Source organism: Variovorax sp. GW821-FHT10B04 (assembly GCF_059415645.1).
On the sequence record NZ_JBWKNQ010000004.1, the window covers coordinates 407,302 to 426,444 of the forward strand.

Here is a 19,143-nt window from a genome sequence, read left to right on the forward strand (position 1 = left end):
GACAGGGCCGCACGGTGGAGCGTCGCTCGCGGGTGCCGAAGCAATGTAAGAAGCGCCACCCGCCAGGCGCTTGATGCAGATCAACCCATTCGGCATCGGCGCCGCTCGGCGCACCGGCAACGGCATCGGCCAACGGCTTGACGCACGTCAAGGCCACGGCCCGGTCGGCCTTCACATACTGGCCGCATCCCTCACATCAAGGAATGCACATGTACCAGCGAATTCTTGTGCCGGTCGACGGCAGCACGACATCGAATCGCGGCCTGCAGGAGGCCATCCGCCTCGCGGCGCTGACCGGCGGCCGGATCCGCCTGCTCCACGTGGTCGACGAACTGTCCTTCGCGCTCGCGATGAACGGCTACGTCGGCTATGCCGGCAACTGGATGGAAGACCTGCAGAAGGATGGCGCGCGCGTCCTGGCCGACGCGCTGGCCGAAGTGACGGCGGCCGGCATCGCGGTCGACACCGTGCAGCACGACAACTTCGAGGGCTCGGTGCATGAAGTGATCACGGCCGAGGCCATCGACTGGCCCGCCGATCTGATCGTGCTGGGCACGCACGGCCGGCGCGGCGTCGGCCGGCTGGTGCTGGGCAGCAGCGCCGAGAACGTGCTGCGCTACGCCACGGTGCCGGTGCTGCTGGTGCGCGCGCCGGAAGCGGCCAAGGCCGCAGCGAGCGCCGCCGTCGACGAAGCCGCCGCACCGCTGCGCGTGAGCCTGCCCACCGGCGCGCTGTCGATCGAATGACCCTCGACACCAGGAGCACGCCATGCAGACCATGAAAGCCGCCGTCGTCCATACCTTCGGCCAACCGCTGCAGATCGAGGAGGTTCCGGTCCCCGAGGTTCAGCCCGGGCAGGTCCTGGTCAAGGTGATCGCCTCGGGCGTGTGCCACACCGACCTGCATGCCGCCGACGGCGACTGGCCGGTCAAGCCCAGCCTGCCCTTCATCCCGGGCCATGAGGGCGTGGGCTACGTCGCAGCGGTCGGTGCGGGCGTTCGGCTCGTGAAGGAAGGCGACCGCGTCGGCGTGCCCTGGCTGCACACCGCCTGCGGCCATTGCGAGCACTGCATCACCGGCTGGGAGACGCTGTGCGACGGCCAGCAGATGACCGGCTACACCGTGAACGGCGGCTACGCCGAATACGTGCTGGCCGACCCCGGCTACGTCGGCCAGTTGCCGGACAACGTCGGCTTCTCGGAGATCGCGCCGGTGCTGTGCGCGGGCGTGACGGTCTACAAGGGCCTGAAGGTGCTCGACTGCAAGCCCGGCGACTGGGTCGCCATATCGGGCATCGGCGGGCTCGGCCACCTGGCCGTGCAGTACGCGCGGGCCATGGGCTTCCATGTGATCGCCGTGGACATCGACGACACCAAGCTCGCGCTCGCCACCCGGCTCGGCGCCGAGATGGTGATCAACGCGGCGCGACAGGACCCGGTGCTGGAAGTGCAGCGCAGCCTGCGCGGCGCGCACGGCGTGCTGGTGACCGCCGTGTCGCGTCCGGCGTTCGCGCAGGCGCTGGGCATGCTGCACAAGCGCGGCACGATGTCGCTGGTCGGCCTGCCGCCGGGCGACTTCGCACTGCCGATCTTCGACGTGGTGCTCAACGCCAAGACCGTGCGCGGCTCGATCGTCGGCACGCGCAAGGACCTGCAGGAGGCGCTGGCCTTCGCCGGCGAAGGCAAGGTGCACACGATCTATGCGGAAGACCGCATCGACAACATCAACGCCGTGCTCGACCGCATGCGCCAGGGCGCGATCGAAGGCCGCATCGTGATGCGCATGACCGACGACGCGCTGTAGCCGGCAGGTGCCGGACGCCCGGGACGGGCCGCTCCGGGCCACTCCGGGCCACTCATCGTCACAATCGTCTCGAGCTGCGGCTAACATGCCGCAGTGACTTCTCCTACCCATCTCGCCGTTCTGGACGACGAAGCAGACATCACGCTGCTGCTGGCCAACTACCTCCAGATGCATGGTTTCCGGGTCAGCCAGCTGCATTCGGGCCGCGCGCTCATGGACCTGATGGCGCGCGACGCGCCGGCGCTGGTGCTGCTCGACCTCGGGCTGCCTGGCGAGGACGGCTTCGAGATCGCACGCAAGCTGCGCGAGCACTGGCATTGCGGGCTGATCATCGTGACCGGCCGCGGCGATGCGGTCGACAAGGTGGTCGGCCTGGAGGTCGGTGCCGACGACTACGTGACCAAGCCTTTCGAATTGCGCGAACTGCTGGCACGCGTGAAGGCGGTGCTGCGCCGGACCGCGCCGCCGTCCGCCACGACCGGCCCGGCGCCATCGCAGCCGCCCGGCGCCGTCGCACCCACGCGGCTGCGTTTCGAAGGCTGGCTGCTCGACACCGGCGCGCGGCGGCTGCTCGACGCGAACGGCCATGAAGTGGCGCTGACCACCGGCGAATTCGACCTGCTCTGCGTGCTGGCCGAATGTCCCGGCCGGGTGCTGTCGCGCGACTTCCTGCTCGAGCGCACGCGTGGCCGCGATGCCGGCCCGTTCGACCGGACGATCGACGTGCAGGTCGGCCGGCTGCGCCGCAAGCTCGAGGCCGGCACGGACGCCCAGGCGCTGATCAAGTCGGTCCGCGGCGCCGGCTACCTGTTCGCACCGCGCGTCGAGGCGGCCTGATGGAACGCATCCCGCTCGGGCCGGGCTTCGACGACGGCAAGGTCTTTCGGTCGGTCTTCGCGGCCTACCCGGACGCGCTGCTGTTGGTCGACCAGCAAGGGTTGATCGTGCTGGCCAACCCGGCCGCGCTCGACCTGCTCGGCTACACCGGCGACGAACTGATCGGGCTCGACGTCGAACAGCTGGTGCCCGACGCCGTGCGCCCGCGCCATGCGACCTACCGCCACGGCTACGCCAAGGCGCCGCGCGCGCGCCCGATGGGCCGGCAACTCGACCTCACGGCCAGGCGGCGCGACGGCAGCGAAGTGATGGTCGAGATCGCGCTGAGCCCGCTGCACAAGGACGGCCTGCCCTACGTGGTGGCCGCGATCCGCGGCATCGACGGCTATCCGCGCGTCCAGGCGGCGCTGAAGCGGGCGCGCTATGCCGAGCACCTGGCCCATTTCGGCCGGCTGATGGTCGACGCGTCCGACTCCCATGCGCTGCTGCTGCAGGTGCCGGCCATCGTGACCGATGCGCTCGAGGTCGACACGGCCGTCATCCTGATGCTGGAACCGAACGGACTGGCCTTCCGCATCACGGCCGGCACCGGGCTGCCGCCGGGCACGGCGATCGGCGACCTGGTCGCCGGCGACATGGAGCGGCTCTCCCGCGGCGTGGTCGCCGAAGGCAGGTCGAAGGTGATCCGCGACCTGGCCGAAGAGAGCGGCATCGTCGTGCCGATCTCCGACCGCGGCCGGGTCATCGGCACGCTGACCGTCGGCGCCCGCGCCGCCGAGCGCTTCGGCGACGACGAGGAGCGCTTTCTCGATTCGCTGTCGAGCATGCTGGCCACGCTGCTGCAACGCGAGAAGAGCGAAGAGGCATTGCGCCATTCGCAGCGCCTGGAAAGCGTCGGCCAGCTCACCGGCGGCATCGCGCACGACTTCAACAACCTGCTCACCGTCATCTCGGGCAACCTGCAGGTGCTGGAAGACGTGCCGGGCTGCGCGGACGATCCGTCGATCCGGCCGCTGATCGCGTCGGCGATGCGCGCCACCCGCCGCGGTGCGGAACTCACCGGCAAGCTGCTGGCCTTCTCGCGCCGCCAGGTGCTGCAGCCGGCGGTGATCGACGCCCGCGCGCTGCTCGAATCGCTGACCGACATGCTGCGCCGCACGCTCGACCAGCGCATCGCGATCCATGTGGAAGCCGAAGACGCGCTGTGCATGGCCGACCCGGTGCAGCTCGAATCGGCGCTCCTGAACATCGCCATCAACGCACGCGACGCGATGCCCCAGGGCGGCACGCTGTCCTTTGCCTGCCGCATCGTGGCCGCGTTGCCGCCACCGCTCACGCTGGACGAGCCCGAGCGCGCCGGGCAGGCCTATGTCGCGATCTCGGTCGCGGACACCGGCGAAGGCATGTCGGAAGCGGTCAAGGCGCGTGCCTTCGAACCCTTCTTCACCACCAAGGACGCGGGCCGCGGAACCGGCCTCGGCCTGGCCACGGTGTATGGCTTTGCAAGGCAGTCGCACGGTGCCCTGGGCCTGCAGAGCGCGATCGGCATCGGGACGACGCTGACGCTGTACCTGCCGCTGGTGCGGGACGAGGCCCTGGACGACGACGCCGCTGCGGCCACGTCGTCCGGCCCGCTCTCGACGCCGGCCGGCCTGCCACCGGGGCTGCGTGTGCTGGTGGTCGAGGACGATGCGGAAGTCCGCGGCATCGTGCAGAAGTTCCTGGTCTCGATGGGTTGCGAAGCACGGTTCTGTGCCACCGCGGAAGAGGCGCTGCCGGTGCTGGCTTCGGACGTACCGCTCGGCCTGCTGCTCACCGACATCGCGCTCGGCGCCGGCCTGCGCGGCACCGAGCTCGCCGACGCAGCGAAGAAGCTCCGGCCCGGACTGCCGGTGCTGCTGATGTCGGGCTTTTCCACCGACCTGCTCGGCACACCGGGCGCCTGGGAGCTGCTGCGCAAGCCCTACACCCGGGCCGAGCTCGAGTCGGCCATCCGCAAGGTGCTGCGCACCGCGCAGTGAGTCGATGCGTCAGTGAAGCGTGCCGGCCGGCGCCGCCGCCGCCGAGGCGCGCTGCATGAAGGCGGTGAGCGCGCCGACCTCGGGGATGTGGATGTCGCGCCGGCACTTTTCCGGAAAGCGGATGACGTCGCTGCGGGCCATGCGCGACAGTGCGCGGCTCACCGTCTCGAGCGTCATGCCCAGGTAGTTGCCGATTTCGGCGCGGGTCATGCGCAGCATGATCTTGTCGGCCCGCAGTCCGCGCTGCGCCACGTTGTCCGCCCAGTAGCGCAGGAAGCCGGCCACCCGTGCGTCCGCGGGCAGCGTGCACAGCGACAGCATCGAGTCGTGGTCGCGCGCGAGTTCGCGGCTCATGGCCTGGTGCAGCGCCGCCAGCACCGCGGGCTTCGCGATGCAGGCCTGCAGCAGCGCGTCGTAGCGGATCGCCCAGACCTCGCCGGTGTCCATCGCCACCGCGTCGCAGCCGTACTGGCCGCCGGCGATGCCGTCCAGGCCGAGCCAGTCGCCGCGGAAGTGCAAACCGACGACCTGCTCGCGGCCTTCTTCGGACATGTTGACGAGCTTGAAGAAACCCGAGTTCACGACATACAGGTGGACGAAGCGCTGGCCCGCCTGGCAGACCGTGTCGCCCGCATGCACCACGTGGCGCTGGATCGGCAGGCTGTCCTCCAGCAGCTTCAGCATGCCGGCGATGCGTTGGGGCGCGGACGGCGGAACCGATGCCGGGGCCGATGCGGAGGTGGGTGCGAAGGTGGAGGTCATGTGGCGGGCTCTCGGTGCGTCTGGTATGGATGCAAGCGTAGGAGCCGCGTGCAACAGGACGGACAACGACGCGGGCCGCTCGGTAACAGATGCGCACGTCTTCGTGTCCGCTTTGTATCGGCCATGCCGCGCGCAGGCGCTTGACGCAGGTCAAGGGAGGTGCATCGGCCGCCCGATATTCTGCGAACCCTGATGTTTCACGGCTCCATCGTTTCGTCCTTCCGCGTGACCGCGTCCGGCCCGCCGCTCACCGAGGCCGCCGTGCGGGGCATCGTCGAGCGCGCGACCCGGCTGAAGGCCGCATCGGCCGCCGGCATCGCCGACAAGCCGCTGCGCGGCAAGAACATCGCGCTGCTGCGGCAGGTGCTCGGCGACCCGCCGCCGCTGCAGCGCGCCGCGGCCGAACTCGGTGCGCAGGTCGCGCAACTGTTGATGAACAACCCGCTGCCGCCGCGCGCCGAACTCGCGGGCCTCGCACAGATGCTGGGCCGCCTCTACGACGCGGTGGACTGCGGCGGCCTGGACGCGGCCCTGGCCGCGATGCTGCACGAGGTGGCCGGCGTCACGGTGTACGACGGGCTCGGCGACGACGCCCATCCGGCCCGCGCGCTGGCCGGCCTGATGTGCGTGCAGGACGACGTCGCGGAACTGGCCGACAACCACCGCTTCGTGCTGCAGGCGCTGTTGATCAGCACGCTGGAAGGCTGACGACCCCACGGCGCGGAAGCCCGCGACGGCGCCGCGCGGCAAACCACCGTTCGGCGGTGTGCATGCGCCGCCCGGCCGAATGCGACACCGCTTGCATCGCCATGTCACATCCGCTTGGCCCAATGCCGTGCGATGGCAGCGCAACTGCCATTTCCTCACGACTCCGGAAAGAAGCAGGCCATGGACAGAAGACAGATTCTCAAGCTGGGTGGTTTCATCACCGCCTCGGTGGCGACCTTGGGCGGCCTGTCGGCCTGCGGCGGCGGCAACGGCGATGCATCGCCGGCGCCCGCCAGTCCGACGCCGGACGTGCCCGACGTGCCCGATGTGCCGTCCACGCCTGCAACACCCGCGGCGACGGGCAGCAACTGGCAGTTTCCGCAGAGCGTGGCCTCGGGCGACCCGAAGCCGGACGGCATCCTGCTCTGGACCCGCGTGCTCGCGGCCGACGCACTGGCCGAGAGCACCGCCGCCGTGGACGCCAGCTTCACGATCCGCCTGCGCGTGACGGCCGCGGACAACGCGTCGTTGCTCGGCAGCAGCACGGCGCTGGCGGGCGCGCTCGTCCTGGACGCCACCGTGCCGGTGTCGGGGCAGTTCGACAACACCGTGCGCCACAAGATCACCGGGCTGGCCGCCGCACAGACCTATTACTACCAGTTCGCCGCCGGCGACGTGCTCTCGCGCGTGGGCTGCTTCCGCACCGCGCCGGCGACGGACGCGGAGGTCGCACAGCTGAAGTTCGCCTTCCTGAGCTGCCAGGACTGGAGCGTCAACCACTGGGGCGCGTTCACCGCGCTCGCCGCAGAAAAGCTCGACTTCGTCGTCCACCTGGGCGACTACATCTACGAGACCGTCGGAGAAGCATTCCAGACCGGCGCCGTCGAGTCGGCGCATCCGGCGCTGCAGTTGCCCGACGGCAGCTTCAAGAGCGGCGGCAGTGGCGCGAAGTACGCCAGTTCGCTCGCCGACTACCGCTATCTCTACAAGCGCTACCGCAGCGACCCGCGCCTGCAGGCCGTGCACGAGCGCTTCGCGATGGTGGCGATCTGGGACGACCACGAGTTCAGCGACGACTGCTGGGGCGACGCGGAGACCTACGACACGACCGAACAGCACCAGCCGGCACGGCGCCGCAGCGCGAGCCGCGCCTGGTTCGAGTTCATGCCCGCCGATGTGGTGTTCGACGCGACCGACACGCAGGACATCTTCAACATCCGGATCTACCGCGAGTTCCGCTTCGGCTCGCTGGCCCATCTCGTCATGACCGACGAGCGCCTGTACCGCAGCGACCACGTGATTCCCGAATCGACCATCAATCCGGCGACCGGCCTGGCGCTCGGCAGCATCGGTGCGCGCTACATGGTGCCGGCGGCCACGCTGGCCGCCGCGGAGGCGCAGAAGATGTCGCTGGCCGGCACCGACACGCTGGCGCTCACGTCCATCCTCGGCCAGACGCAGCGCACCTGGTGGCAGGACACGATGAAGACCTCCACGGCGACCTGGAAGCTCTGGGGCAACGAGGTGTCGCTGCTGCGCATGGGTGTCGACGGCACGAACGCCATCGCCACGCTGATCGCCCTGCAATCGGTGAGCACGCTGGCCAGCGGCATCGCGAGCGCCCTGGCATCGACCGCCGGCAACGTGCCGGTGGCGGCGGCCATCGTCGGCGCGGTGACGGCTGGCGCGGCACAGGCCACCGCCGGCGCCGCCGCGCAAGCCATTGCGGTGGCGGATGCCACGGCAGCGAACACCCTGTCCGCCGCGACCGGCGCCGGACTCAACGCCACGCAGGCGGCCACCGCCGTCACGGCCTTCGCCGCTGCGAAGCAGGCGGCGGCGGGCGGCACGTCGGCCCAGGTGGCCGCTGGCGCACAGGCGGTGGCGTTCGGCCTGGTCAAGCCCGAGGTGCTGGCCAACAAGCAGGACTCGGCCTTCGTGATCGCCAGCGGCCTGCAGGCGGCGCTCACGCCGTTCTTCCAGAAGTTCGTGCTCAACGCCGACCAATGGGACGGCTACAACGCCGAGCGCAAGGCGCTGATGAAGCATCTGGGCGACAACGGCATCCGCAACGTGGTCGCGCTGACAGGCGACATCCACGCCTTCTATGCGGGCACCGTGAACAGCGACTTCGACGCGGCCGGCGGCGGCACGCCGGTGATGGTCGATCTGGTCACCGCGGGCATCAGCTCGGACTCGTTCTTCAGCTACCTCAAGGATGCCGTCGGCAGCCTGTCGGCGAGCCTGGCGACGCTGGTCTTCTACCCGCTGTCGATCCCGGTGGCGGCGTTGGGGGCGACACCCGTCCAGGTCGATGTGAACCTGCTGGACCACACGCTCAGGGCGGCGTCGGTGACGGCGGCCACGCTGGCGGAATCACTGCGCGTCCGGCTGCGCAGCGCACTGGCCGCGCGGGGCGTGGCCGAAGCGCAGCTCGACGCCACGACCAGCGCCGTGCTGGCCGACCTGCAGGCCGACAGCACCTTCCTGCAGCAATTGCTGCCGCTGTGCCAGCAACTCGCCGCGCTCGACAGCAACCCGTGGCTGAAGCACGCCAGCACGGATGCACAGGGCTACGCGGTGGTCACGCTGACGCCAGCCACGCTGCAATGCGACTTCAAGCAGGTGAACCGGCTGGTCGGAACGCAGGCGCCGGCGACGCAGATCGCCAATCAGGTCCGGGTGACCGTGCAGAAGGACCTGGCGGCCGCCACCGTGAGCTGAGCCGCGGCGCGTCGGCATGCCGCGATAACGGCGATGGCGTCGATAGCGGCGATGGCGGCCGGCCGACGGGTGGTCGCGTCAGTCCGCGTCGCGCTTGGGCCGTCCGGCCTTCAGGGGCACCAGCGCGTTGAGCGCGACCATGAGCTGCGCCGAGGTCAGCGCCTGGAGGGCGTGCAGGCCTGCGCGCAGCAGCTCGCTCTTCTTGGTCGGACGCTTGAGCAGCAGCGCGCGGTTCTTGAGGCTGGCGATCAGCGCGAAGTCCGCCTGGGGCATCGTGAAGCTGTCGCGCACGAGCTTCTCCTTGGGCTTGGCAGCGAGCTTGAGGCTCTTGACCTGCGACTTGGGCGTCGGGGCGGCTTCCACCTTCTTGGCTGGCTTCGGTGCCTTCGCCACGGGCTGCTTCGCCACCACGGGCTTCACGTCTGCAGGCTTCGCCGCACTCTTCACGGGCGCCGGCGCGGCCACGGGCTTGGGTGCGGCCTTGGTTACCGGCTTGGTCACGGGTTTGGCTACGGGCTTGGCCGCCGGCTTCGGGGTGGACTTGACCACGGGCTTGGGCGCGGCAGGCTTGCTGACCGTCTTGCCGACGGCCTTCACCGCCGTCTTCGCGGCACTCTTGACCGGCACGGGTTTCGTCGTCGCCAGCGGCTTCTTTGCCGCAACCTTCTTGGCGACGGGCGTCTTGGCAGCGGGTGCCTTGGTTGCGGCTGTCTTGGCTACGGCCGACTTGGCAGGCGCGGCTTTTTCGACCTTCGCCACCTTGGCGACGGCTGCACCGACGTCAGCCGCGGTCGCCGGGATGGCTGCGACAACGGGAGCGTCCGTCGATACGGAAGGAATCGGCTGGGTGCTTGCGGAAACTTGAGGATCGATCATGATGATTGCTTATTGGTATAAATCATTTATACCATAACAACGCGATGCATCGACCTCCAGCGAGCTACGGGAGATGCAACGCAAGTCGCTCTCCCAACGTCCGCCGCGCAGCCGGTCCTGCCCGAAAATGCCGGGGAGCGCGCCCCCGCCGTGCGCCAAGGCCCGCGCGCCGCTTGCTGGATCGTCGAGGATGTTTGCACGATGCTCCGGCAGCCGCGCCGGAAGCGAGACAAGCGACGTTCGGCTGTCTAAGCTCTCGTCCATGCTGACCTACACCGCCCCCATCTCGCGCAACGAACGCCCGCTCGATCAGATGCAGACGACGGTCATGCGGGCGGAACTCGCCGCGATCATCGATCGCCTGACGCGGGTCGATGGCGCACGCGAGACCGCCATACCGCGTCTTTCGCTGGCGCGGGCATCGCAGTCGCAGCACCCTGTCCACACCATGCACGAGCCCGCCTTCTGCATGCTGGCGCAAGGCAGCAAGCGCGTCCTGCTGGGCGAGGAGGTCTATGTCTACGACAACAACCGCTACCTCGTGGTGGCGCAGAACCTGCCGGTCTCCGGCCAGGTGATCGACGCGTCGCCGGAGGCCCCGTACCTCGGCCTGCGGCTGGGCTTCGACGTGAAGGAGATCGCCGCGCTCGCGCTGGAGTTCGGGCTCGGCGATGCCGATACGGCCCGCGCCTCGCGGCGCGGCATCTTCACCGACGAGTTGTCCGCGACGCTGCTCGATCCGCTGCTGCGCCTGGTCAGGTTGCTCGATTCGCCGGAGGATGCGGCCGCACTGGCGCCGCTGTATGCGCGGGAGATCCTCTACCGGCTGCTCAAGTCGCCCGACGGCTGGCGGCTGGCCCAGATGGCGCTGGTGGACAGCCAGAGCCAGCGGATCGCACAGGCCATCAGCATCCTGTCGCAGCGCTTCCGCGAACCGCTGCGCATCGAAGAGCTGGCCGACCGGGTTCACATGAGCGTGTCGTCGCTGCATCAGCACTTCAAGGCGGTCACGTCGATGACGCCTCTGCAGTTCCAGAAGCAGCTGCGCCTGCAGGAATCGCGCCGGATCATGATCGGCGAGCACATCGATGCGGCCACGGCCGGGCACCGCGTGGGCTACGAAAGCCAGTCGCAGTTCAACCGCGAGTACAGCCGCTTCTTCGGCCTGCCGCCCGCGCGCGACATCAAGCGTCTGCGCGAGCTCCAGCTGGGCAGCGCGCCGACCTGACGGCGCGTCGAAGCCCACCGAGGCCGTCTTCCCGGCACTTCCCGGCAGTTCCGAGCACGTCGCAGCACGGCCCCGGCGCTGGCGGCGACGCGCAAGAAAACCCGCCCTTCCATCTGAAAGCACCCGGACTGGTGCGACGGACGCAACCTGCCCGTCCACCGGCCCGCACATTGCGAGGACCCCATGAAGATCCATCTGAAACTGGACGGCAAGGCCATTCCTGCCACCCTCGTCGACAGCGAAGCGGCGCGCGCGTTCGCCGCGATGCTGCCGCTGACGATCACGCTGCACGACCTGTTCGGCCGGGAGAAGTTCGGCGAGCTACCCGGCGCGCTATCCGGCAGCGTCCCCCGCGCAAGCACGCAGACGCGCGACTGCGGGCCGGGCGACATGATCTGCTGGTCGGCCGGGCCCGACCTGGCCCTCTTCCACGGGCATGAGCGCAAGCCCGTCACCGGCGGCTTCCACTTCCTGGGGACGATCGACGCGGGCGCCGAGGCGCTTGCCGCGGCGGGTCCGCTGGAAGTGACCATCGAGAAAGGCATCCATCTCGAAGCGGACGGCGACGACGACCATGGCCCGCCGTCGGCTCACCGCGCAGGTGGCTGCGACAGAACCCAGGCCGCCAACGACCGGGACTCCACTTCGGTCATCCGCGGCTGACGCGGCATGATCACGCGCCCCCATTCGCCGACGCTGCCACCGCGGATCCTGGCCGCCGTCCGCTCCGGCGCCGAAGGGTCGTTGCGATAGCGCTCGGCGATCTGCGCAAAGCCCGGACCGACCTGCTTGCGAACCATGCCGTGGCATGCCATGCAACCGTAGGCATGGCGGAGCCGGGTCGCTTCGTCCGGCTCCTCGGCGCGGGCGGCCACCGCAACGATGGCCATCCACGTGAAAAGAATGGCCTTGCGCCATGCGGTCGACTGCACTTGCATGGCGGGCATTGAACCACGCGAGCCGGACCGCAACCCCCATCTCCACAGAGGGTGGGGACATCCGCAGCGCGTTGGAATTTCGGCCTCTTCCCCATAGAATGATAATTATTCTCATCCATGACGCATTGAGGCAGCCGACGCATGTCCAAGGATCTCGACGCCCTCTTTCGCGCCTACCACAGCGAGTTGAAGAGTCGCGCCTACGGACGGCTCCGGGATCCGCATGCGGCGGCCGACGTGGTGCAGGACGCGTTCGTCCGCTACGCCAGCATGCCGGCCGACCAGCGCGCAGGCGCGATCGAGAATCCACGCTTCTTCCTCTGGCGGATCGTCGACAACCTGGTCCTGGACCTCGGCCGCTATCGCCGCCGCTGGGGTGCGCCGGTCGAACTCGACGGGCTCTCGGAAGAGCTCGTGGACGTTCGCCCGACGCCGGAGCAGGCCTTGTCGCTGCGCCAGCAGATCGCCGTGCTCGATGCCGCGCTGCACGAGTTGCCGCCCAACTGCCGCCAGGCGCTGCTGCTGAACCGGCTGGAAGGCATGGGCCATCTGCAGATCGCCCAGCAGCTGCAGGTGTCGGCCAGCATGGTGTCCAAGTACATCATGCAGGCGCTCAAGCACTGCGCGGCGCGGCTCGGGTTCGACGCCTGAGGGACGCCAAGCCCGCCTGAACCCGGCGGAATCGCTAACCGAAGTTTTTTTGTGCGGCGCACTGTCGAACCGCGCCGGCCGGACGTCTATGGAAACGAGGCTGCCTTCACACAGCCATTGGCCCGCCCCACTTTCCAGACCTTCGACCCATGCCGAGTCCCGAGAATTCCATCGCCCCGTCTCCCCGCGGCGCCACAGCCTCGACGGTCGCCGGGGACGATGCCGCGTCGCTGAACGACGCCGCGCTCGAATGGATCGTGCGCCTGCATGCCGGCGATGCGGATGACGCCGACTGGCAGGCCTACGACGACTGGAAGCGGCAGGACCCCGATGCGCAGGCCGCCGCCCTGCAGGCCGAGCGGCTCTGGCAGGCGCTCGGCCCTGCGCTCGAGAAGCCTCGGCAGCGGCGCACCCGGCGCCAGGCCGGCGCGCTGGCCGCGGTGGCGGTCGTCGCGCTGACGGGCGCGCTCGGCCTCGGCGCCTTCGGTCCGCCCGCGACCCTGCTCGCCGACGTGCGCACGGGCGTCGGCGAGCGCCGGACCGTGGCCCTCGCCGACGGCTCGAAGGTCATGCTCGATGCGGCATCGGCCATCGACATCTCCTTCGACGAAGGCCATCGCCGGCTGCGCCTGCTGTCGGGCCAGGTGCATGTGCAGGTGGCGCCGGACGCTGCCCGGCCGTTCGAGGTCGAGGCGCTCGGCGGCACCATGCGGGCGCTGGGCACCGGCTTCATCGTGCACCGCGGCGCCGACGCGGTCGACGTCGCCGTCACCGAGCACAGCGTGCGCGTGCGAGGCCCGGCGGACGACGCATCGGGCGGTGCAACGGTGCAGACCGGCGAACAGGTCCGCTATGCCGCGGACGGCCGCGTGTCCGCACCGCAGCCGGCCGACCTCGACGTGCTGACGGCCTGGCAGCGCGGCCGCATCGTGTTCGTCGACCGACCGCTGGCCGAGGTGATGACGGAGCTCGAACGCTACCGGCCGGGCGTGGTGCTGCTGCGCGGCGACGCCGTCCGCGGGCTCTCGGTGACCGGCTCCTTCGACAGCACCGACACCGACGCGCTGCTCGACGAGCTCCAGGCCACCTTGCCGGTGCGCGTGCGTCGGCTGCCCTGGGTCACGGTCGTCGAGGCCGCGGCGGCACCGTCGCGCGCGCCCCTGCCGCCGCGCCGTTAAAAAAAAACGCATCGGCACTGTCGAAGTCCCTTCCTCCCGCGTCTTCATATGCAAGTGATTCTTGTTTGTGTCTTAGCGCATCGGCAACACGCCGAACGGAGGGGAACGATTTGCCAACCATCAAGCCGACCGGACGGCCGCGACGCCGGCCGGGGCCATGGCCCACGGGCTCGGCCATGCGCCCTGCCGCCAGCCTCGCGCCCTGGGTCTTCGCCATTGCGGCGCTGCTGCCGCCGGCCCACGTCCATGCCCAGCCGACGGCCAGTGCCGCGGTCCAGAACTTCGACATACCGGCCGGTGCGCTCGCGCCTGCGCTGACGCGCTTCGTCGAGATCTCGGGTCTCCGGCTGCTCGCGCCTGCCGAACTCCTGCGCGGCCGCAGCACACGCGGCGTGCAGGGATGGCTGCCGGCGAACCAGGCGCTGGACCAGTTGCTGGCAGGCACCGGGCTGGTCCAGCGCATCACCATCGCGGGCACGGTGACGGTCGAGGCACTGCCGCCACCCGTGCCATCCGCACCGGCCTCGCCCACGTCGGCGGACCGCGCCACGCCCGACGTGACGAGCTTCGCGACCGTCACGGTCACGGCCAGCCAGCAGCGGCCCGACCCGGTCTACGAGACGCCCGGCTCCGCTTCGGTCGTGACCCGCGAGGCGATCGACCGGCTGCCGCCGCGCAATGCGAGCGACGTGCTGGCCGACGTCGCCGGGGTCTACACGGCCAACGACCGCCAGAACCCGGCACTGGCCGTGAACATCCGCGGCATGCAGGACTTCGGCCGCGTCAACGTCACGATCGACGGCGCGCGGCAGAACTACCAGCAGACCGGCCACGGCAACAACGGCTCGGTCTATCTCGACCCCGAGCTGCTGTCCGGCGCGGACGTGACCAAGGGGCCGGTCTCCACGGTCGGCGGTGCCGGCGTGATCGCCGGCGTGGTGAACTTTCGCACGCTCGACACCGACGACCTGCTCGCGAAAGACCAGCGTGCCGGCGGCCGCGCGAACCTCACGACCGGCAGCAACGCCTACCACTTCGCGGGCAGCGCGGTGGGCGCCTGGCGCGCCAACGATGCGCTGGACCTCGTGGCCGGCGTCAGCCACAAGAAGGTGGGCGCCTTCGACGCCGGCAAGCACGGCAGCACGCCGCTGGACGAACAGCAGTACCTGGTGGGCCCGCCCGACGAGGTGCACTACTCCGGCCAGGACCAATGGTCGGGCCTGCTCAAGGCGACCGCGCGCATCGCGCCGGGCCATGAACTGAAGCTCGGCTACATCGGCTTCGACGCGAAGTTCGACACCGGCGCCGGCACGCTCGCCAGCAACGGCGCGGGCCCGGCCGTCGGCACCGCCAACCACGTGCGCACCGACACCGTGACCGCCAACCACAGCTGGCTCAACGGCAGCGACTGGATCGACCTGCAGACGAACCTCTACTACACGCGCACCCGCAACCAGCAGACGCCCTTCAGCGGCGCGACCTCCAGCGACATCGAGACCGACAACCAGACCGCCACCTTCGGCGGCAGCATCGCCAACACCTCGCGCTTCGCGCTGCCCGGCCTTGCCGCGGCGCTGACCTACGGCGGCGAGTACGTGCACGACAAGACCCGCGCGCGCTCCGACCTCGGCAGCGCGAGCGACCCCGGCCTGTCCGTCGGCGCCACGCCGGAAGGCACGCGCACGCTGTCCAGCGCCTTCACCAGCCTGAAGCTGGAACGCGGCGACTGGCTCGAACTCACCGGCGGCGTGCGCTACGACCGCTACGAGATCGAAGGCGGTGGCAACCTCTACAACGGCCAGATCGACAACGGCGTGGGCACGAGCCCGCGCTACACCAGCGTGTTCACGCCCGTGACGCTGCAACGCCACGGCGGCCGGCTGCTGCCGAGCCTCGGCGCGGCCATCAAGCCGACGCCCGACTGGCAGCTCTACACGCACTGGGGCAAGGGCTCGCGCCCGCCGGCCATCACCGAATCGCTGATGTCGGGCACGCATCCGGGCATCACCTTCCCGCTGCTGCCCAACCCCTATCTGCTGCCCGAGCGCTCGACCTCGTGGGAAATCGGCTCCAGCCTCAAGCGCGACGGCCTGTTCGCGCCGCAGGACAAGGCCCGGCTCAAGCTCGCCTGGTTCAACAACCAGGTCGACGACTACATGATGATGGCCCGCGTCATGGCGCCGGGCGACACGCAGGAGCAGGCCTACCGCTACGCCTTCGTCAACCTGCAGGACCGCGTGCGCTTCCGCGGCCTGGAGCTGCAGGCCGACTACGACGCGGGCACCGCCTTCGCCGGCTTCAACCTGACGCGCACGCTGTCCGACCTGGGCGACGCGCGCTACGACCCCTTCCCGTTCGGCAGCACCACCGGCTACCCCGCCACCACGCAGGCCGGCACCAAGGCCGGACTGATCTTCTTCCAGCTGCCGCCACGCACCAAGTACGCGCTGAGCGGCGGCGTGCGGCTGTTCGACCGCAAGCTCACGCTGGGCGCACGCTGGCAGTTCTCGTCGGGCCTGCCGCTGCCGATCGCCGACTACGGCATCGTCAACAGCTGGTCGGCCTACCACGTCGTCGACCTCTGGGCCACCTGGGAAGTGAGCCGCGCCCTGACGCTGCGGCTGGCGCTGCAGAACCTGCGCGACCGCCGCTACGCCGAGCCGATGGGCAACCAGCTCTATCTCGCACCCGGACGCAGCGCGCTGCTGTCCGCGACCTTCAAGTTCTGAGGACACGCCGCATGACGACCCCTTCCCTTTTCCGCGGCAGCGGCGCATGGCGCGCGCTCGGCTGCGCGCTGCTGGCCGGGCTGCTGCCGGCCATCGCGGTGCAGGCGCAGACCGTGGACCCCGACATCCGCCTCACGGTGATGACCGACTTCCGGCTGGTCTACCCGGGGCTGGTGAACCTGTCCGCACCTTCCGGGCCGCCGCTGCTGGCGGACGACGGCCAGCTGTACGGACTGTCGAACCACCCCGACTGCTCCTTGCGCGGACCGGGCATCTATCGCACCGCCGCGGCGGCCGGCAGCAGCTACACGGTCTCGCAGCTCTGCACGAGAACGGACGCCGTGCCGCGCTACGACATGCAGACCTTCGTCGGTCCGCTGGTGAAGAACAGCAAGGGCCAGATGTTCGGGCTGGCCTACGACGGCAACAGCGCCCGCGCCGATTCGGTGGTGCAGCAGGGCGCGATCTTCCGGTTCACCCCGGGCAGCTGGGCCACGCCGGAGATCGTCGCGGCGGCCGGCACGGTGGTGTTCCCGCGCGGCGGCCTGGTGATGGGGCCGGACGACAGCGTCTATGGCATGGACGAAGGGCCGGACGATGGCAGCCGGACCGGCCGCATCTTCAAGATCGATGCCGCGGGCCGATTCAGCGTGCTGCACAGCTTCGATCCATCCAGCGAAGGCGGACCCCCGGTGTCCCTGGCGATCGGCTCCGACGGCTGGCTCTATGGCACGACCGAGTACGGCAGCATCCCTGCCTACGGCGCCCTCTACAGGATGCGGACCGACGGCACCGGCTACACCACGCTGCGCGCCTTCCAGGCGAACGAGAGTTTCCCGTGGCTGCCGTCATTTTCCGCAGTGCGCAACAGCGCCAGTGTGAACAAGCTGTCGCCCGGTCTGCTGGAGGTCGGCACGGACTGGCTCTATGGCAGCCTGAGCGGCATCAGCGACGGAGGTTCGATCTACCGCATCCGCAAGGACGGCAGCGACTTCTCGGTCGTCCACGGCTTTTCGGGCATCGGCGCGACCGACCCCGCCGCGCCAGCCGGTCCGATGGTGCTGGCCGCCGACGGCAACCTGTACGGCACGACCGCACGCGGCGGCGCGAACGGCGACGGCACGCTGTTCCGCATCGTCACGGCCCGGGCCGGCCAGCCGGGCTCGGCCTTCGAGCTGCTGCATTCGTTCGCGCTCGCGGTCGATGGCAAGGTACCGACCGGCCTTACGCTGGGCAGCGATGGCCGCCTGTATGGCTCCACCGTGGACGGCGGTCCGCCCTACCAGTACCAGGGCACCCGCAACATCATCTATGTGCCGAACGCCTACGGCACGGTGTTCCAGGTCGAACTCGACGCGACGCGGCCGGGCGCGACGCTGAGCCTCGCGGCGAGCCCGACCTCGATGACCGTCGGCGACATCGCCACGCTCACCTGGAGCAGCGAGAACACCGGCAGCTGCACCGCCAGCGGCGCCTGGAGCGGCAGCCGCGCCGCGAGCGGCAGCGAGCGCATCACGACCACCGCGCACGGCAACTTCACCTACACGCTGACCTGCACCGACGCGCTCAAGGGCGGCAGCGTCTCCGCAGCCGCGACGCTCAACGTGAACCCGCCGGCCACGGTGGTCCAGCCGGCCCAGTCCGTGGGCAACGGCGGCGGCGGCCCGCTCAGCGCGCTGCTGCTGGCCGCGCTCGGCCTGCCGGTCGCACTGCGGCTGGCTGTGCGGCGCCGGCGGGCGCGCCGGGCCGCCGCAACCGCAACCGATCACCGCGATGAATGCCGACCGGAGGACATGGGCGCCTGACGCTTCACCCCGGCTTTCCTGTTTTTCAACATTTCATTGGAGTAACTCATATGGCTATCGTGATCAATGTGACCAACTCGGCAGGCACCAACACCTCGGTGTCGGCCTTCCTGGGCGGCTATGCATCGGCCGGCTGGGGCGGCTTTGCGGGCAACGCCATTCCCGGCCAGCCCTATTCGGGCACGCAGTACGTCAGTGCCGAAGGCACGGGTTCCGGCGGCGGCTACGGCGCGATCGTCGGTGCCGGCAACGGCAGCAGCGACCAGTTGATCTATGACATCGGCGTGCACGTGCTGACGGGCTACGTCAGCAAGATCGCCTTCGGCGAAGACGCGACGCTGTCGAGCGGACAGTACGCGCTGTCGGGTTCGCTGCCCGCCTTCACCATCGACGGGCTGACGCTGAGCGGCAGCAACTACAGCGGCCTTGGCGGCTCCACCGCCAACGACGTGCACGCCGTGACCTACGGGATCATGACGCAGAACGCGGCGCCGCTGGAGGCCGTGCTCAACGCCAACAACCTCACGATCAACGGCAACACCGGCAACGACACGCTGCAGGGCTACAACGGCAACGACACCCTGTCGGGTGGCGCGGGCAACGACACGCTCATCGGCGGCGCCGGCAACGACACCCTCACGGGCGGCAGCGGCAACGACGTCTTCAGCTTCTCCAGCGGCTTCGGCCTTGACACGGTGACCGACTTCAAGGTCTCGGGCACCGACAAGCTGCAGTTCTCGAGCAGCCTGTTCGCCACCGCCTCCGCAGCCGTCGCCGCCTTCAACGCCGGCACCTCGACGCTGACCTACGACGCGAACAACAAGATCGTGCTGACGGGCGTCACCAGCCTGTCCGCCTCCGACATCGTGATCGTCTGATCGTC

General features: G+C 69.7%; 16 protein-coding genes. 13 read left to right on the forward strand and 3 right to left on the reverse strand.

Annotated features, from left to right (window positions below; all coding sequences use genetic code 11):
• Window positions 1-209 precede the first annotated feature (209 nt).
• From AC07PZ_RS13010 to AC07PZ_RS13025, 4 genes are all read left to right on the forward strand, one after another.
• Window positions 210-746, forward strand: a complete 537-nt coding sequence (locus AC07PZ_RS13010; protein ID WP_495295507.1) for a universal stress protein — start codon at window positions 210-212, stop codon at window positions 744-746.
• A 22-nt stretch (window positions 747-768) separates the two neighbouring features.
• Window positions 769-1,803, forward strand: coding sequence for an alcohol dehydrogenase AdhP (adhP, locus tag AC07PZ_RS13015; protein ID WP_495295508.1), 1,035 nt, complete (start codon window positions 769-771; stop codon window positions 1,801-1,803).
• Window positions 1,804-1,896: 93 nt separating this feature from the next.
• A complete protein-coding gene (locus AC07PZ_RS13020) occupies window positions 1,897-2,640 on the forward strand; it encodes a response regulator (protein WP_495295509.1) in 744 nt (247 codons plus the stop codon).
• The gene (locus AC07PZ_RS13025; protein ID WP_495295510.1) at window positions 2,640-4,661 is read left to right on the forward strand and encodes a PAS domain S-box protein; all 2,022 of its coding nucleotides are present in this window, start codon (window positions 2,640-2,642) and stop codon (window positions 4,659-4,661) included. The genes AC07PZ_RS13020 and AC07PZ_RS13025 overlap by 1 nt, the downstream gene beginning before the upstream one ends.
• A gap of 9 nt (window positions 4,662-4,670) precedes the next feature.
• Here AC07PZ_RS13025 and AC07PZ_RS13030 read toward each other — a convergent pair whose 3' ends face one another.
• A complete protein-coding gene (locus tag AC07PZ_RS13030) occupies window positions 4,671-5,423 on the reverse strand; it encodes a Crp/Fnr family transcriptional regulator (RefSeq protein WP_495295511.1) in 753 nt (250 codons plus the stop codon).
• Between the two features lie 192 nt (window positions 5,424-5,615).
• On the opposite strand from AC07PZ_RS13030, the gene AC07PZ_RS13035 reads away from it, so the two are divergent.
• Both AC07PZ_RS13035 and AC07PZ_RS13040 read left to right on the forward strand, forming a co-directional pair.
• Window positions 5,616-6,131, forward strand: coding sequence for a Rossmann-fold NAD(P)-binding domain-containing protein (locus AC07PZ_RS13035; RefSeq protein WP_495295512.1), 516 nt, complete (start codon window positions 5,616-5,618; stop codon window positions 6,129-6,131).
• A gap of 180 nt (window positions 6,132-6,311) precedes the next feature.
• The gene (locus AC07PZ_RS13040; RefSeq protein WP_495295513.1) at window positions 6,312-8,855 is read left to right on the forward strand and encodes an alkaline phosphatase D family protein; all 2,544 of its coding nucleotides are present in this window, start codon (window positions 6,312-6,314) and stop codon (window positions 8,853-8,855) included.
• Between the two features lie 78 nt (window positions 8,856-8,933).
• Here AC07PZ_RS13040 and AC07PZ_RS13045 read toward each other — a convergent pair whose 3' ends face one another.
• The gene (locus tag AC07PZ_RS13045; protein ID WP_495295514.1) at window positions 8,934-9,731 is read right to left on the reverse strand and encodes a hypothetical protein; all 798 of its coding nucleotides are present in this window, start codon (window positions 9,729-9,731) and stop codon (window positions 8,934-8,936) included.
• A 262-nt stretch (window positions 9,732-9,993) separates the two neighbouring features.
• Between AC07PZ_RS13045 and AC07PZ_RS13050 the strand changes: the two genes are divergently transcribed.
• Window positions 9,994-10,959, forward strand: a complete 966-nt coding sequence (locus AC07PZ_RS13050) for an AraC family transcriptional regulator (protein ID WP_495295515.1) — start codon at window positions 9,994-9,996, stop codon at window positions 10,957-10,959.
• Between the two features lie 183 nt (window positions 10,960-11,142).
• Window positions 11,143-11,622: a cyclophilin-like fold protein gene (locus tag AC07PZ_RS13055; protein WP_495295516.1), complete on the forward strand. Its 480-nt coding sequence runs from the start codon at window positions 11,143-11,145 to the stop codon at window positions 11,620-11,622.
• Here AC07PZ_RS13055 and AC07PZ_RS13060 read toward each other — a convergent pair.
• Window positions 11,550-11,906, reverse strand: a complete 357-nt coding sequence (locus AC07PZ_RS13060) for a c-type cytochrome (RefSeq protein ID WP_495295517.1) — start codon at window positions 11,904-11,906, stop codon at window positions 11,550-11,552. The two genes, AC07PZ_RS13055 and AC07PZ_RS13060, sit on opposite strands and share 73 nt — an antisense overlap.
• A 132-nt stretch (window positions 11,907-12,038) precedes the next feature.
• Here AC07PZ_RS13060 and AC07PZ_RS13065 point away from each other — a divergent pair, with 132 nt between their 5' ends.
• The 5 genes from AC07PZ_RS13065 (at window position 12,039) to AC07PZ_RS13085 (ending at window position 19,138) form a co-directional block, all read left to right on the forward strand.
• Complete coding sequence (locus AC07PZ_RS13065) at window positions 12,039-12,548, forward strand: sigma-70 family RNA polymerase sigma factor (protein ID WP_495295518.1); 510 nt, start codon at window positions 12,039-12,041, stop codon at window positions 12,546-12,548.
• Window positions 12,549-12,697: 149 nt separating this feature from the next.
• Window positions 12,698-13,726, forward strand: a complete 1,029-nt coding sequence (locus tag AC07PZ_RS13070; RefSeq protein WP_495295519.1) for a FecR family protein — start codon at window positions 12,698-12,700, stop codon at window positions 13,724-13,726.
• Window positions 13,727-13,902: 176 nt separating this feature from the next.
• On the forward strand, window positions 13,903-16,455 hold the full coding sequence (locus AC07PZ_RS13075; RefSeq protein WP_495295520.1) for a TonB-dependent receptor: 2,553 nt from the start codon (window positions 13,903-13,905) through the stop codon (window positions 16,453-16,455).
• A gap of 11 nt (window positions 16,456-16,466) precedes the next feature.
• Window positions 16,467-18,260: a choice-of-anchor tandem repeat GloVer-containing protein gene (locus tag AC07PZ_RS13080; protein ID WP_495295521.1), complete on the forward strand. Its 1,794-nt coding sequence runs from the start codon at window positions 16,467-16,469 to the stop codon at window positions 18,258-18,260.
• Window positions 18,261-18,310: 50 nt separating this feature from the next.
• The gene (locus AC07PZ_RS13085; RefSeq protein WP_495295522.1) at window positions 18,311-19,138 is read left to right on the forward strand and encodes a calcium-binding protein; all 828 of its coding nucleotides are present in this window, start codon (window positions 18,311-18,313) and stop codon (window positions 19,136-19,138) included.
• Window positions 19,139-19,143: the final 5 nt, after the last annotated feature.

Excerpts from the sequence above, each read along its gene's own strand:
- AC07PZ_RS13010 (WP_495295507.1), top strand. The coding sequence starts at position 210 with ATGTACCAGCGAATTCTTGTGCCGGTCGACGGCAGCACGACATCGAAT.
- adhP (WP_495295508.1), top strand. The coding sequence starts at position 769 with ATGCAGACCATGAAAGCCGCCGTCGTCCATACCTTCGGCCAACCGCTG.
- AC07PZ_RS13025 (WP_495295510.1), top strand. The coding sequence starts at position 2,640 with ATGGAACGCATCCCGCTCGGGCCGGGCTTCGACGACGGCAAGGTCTTT.
- AC07PZ_RS13030 (WP_495295511.1), bottom strand. The coding sequence starts at position 5,423 with ATGACCTCCACCTTCGCACCCACCTCCGCATCGGCCCCGGCATCGGTT.
- AC07PZ_RS13035 (WP_495295512.1), top strand. The coding sequence starts at position 5,616 with ATGTTTCACGGCTCCATCGTTTCGTCCTTCCGCGTGACCGCGTCCGGC.
- AC07PZ_RS13040 (WP_495295513.1), top strand. The coding sequence starts at position 6,312 with ATGGACAGAAGACAGATTCTCAAGCTGGGTGGTTTCATCACCGCCTCG.
- AC07PZ_RS13045 (WP_495295514.1), bottom strand. The coding sequence starts at position 9,731 with ATGATCGATCCTCAAGTTTCCGCAAGCACCCAGCCGATTCCTTCCGTA.
- AC07PZ_RS13050 (WP_495295515.1), top strand. The coding sequence starts at position 9,994 with ATGCTGACCTACACCGCCCCCATCTCGCGCAACGAACGCCCGCTCGAT.
- AC07PZ_RS13055 (WP_495295516.1), top strand. The coding sequence starts at position 11,143 with ATGAAGATCCATCTGAAACTGGACGGCAAGGCCATTCCTGCCACCCTC.
- AC07PZ_RS13060 (WP_495295517.1), bottom strand. The coding sequence starts at position 11,906 with ATGCCCGCCATGCAAGTGCAGTCGACCGCATGGCGCAAGGCCATTCTT.
- AC07PZ_RS13065 (WP_495295518.1), top strand. The coding sequence starts at position 12,039 with ATGTCCAAGGATCTCGACGCCCTCTTTCGCGCCTACCACAGCGAGTTG.
- AC07PZ_RS13070 (WP_495295519.1), top strand. The coding sequence starts at position 12,698 with ATGCCGAGTCCCGAGAATTCCATCGCCCCGTCTCCCCGCGGCGCCACA.
- AC07PZ_RS13075 (WP_495295520.1), top strand. The coding sequence starts at position 13,903 with ATGCGCCCTGCCGCCAGCCTCGCGCCCTGGGTCTTCGCCATTGCGGCG.
- AC07PZ_RS13080 (WP_495295521.1), top strand. The coding sequence starts at position 16,467 with ATGACGACCCCTTCCCTTTTCCGCGGCAGCGGCGCATGGCGCGCGCTC.
- AC07PZ_RS13085 (WP_495295522.1), top strand. The coding sequence starts at position 18,311 with ATGGCTATCGTGATCAATGTGACCAACTCGGCAGGCACCAACACCTCG.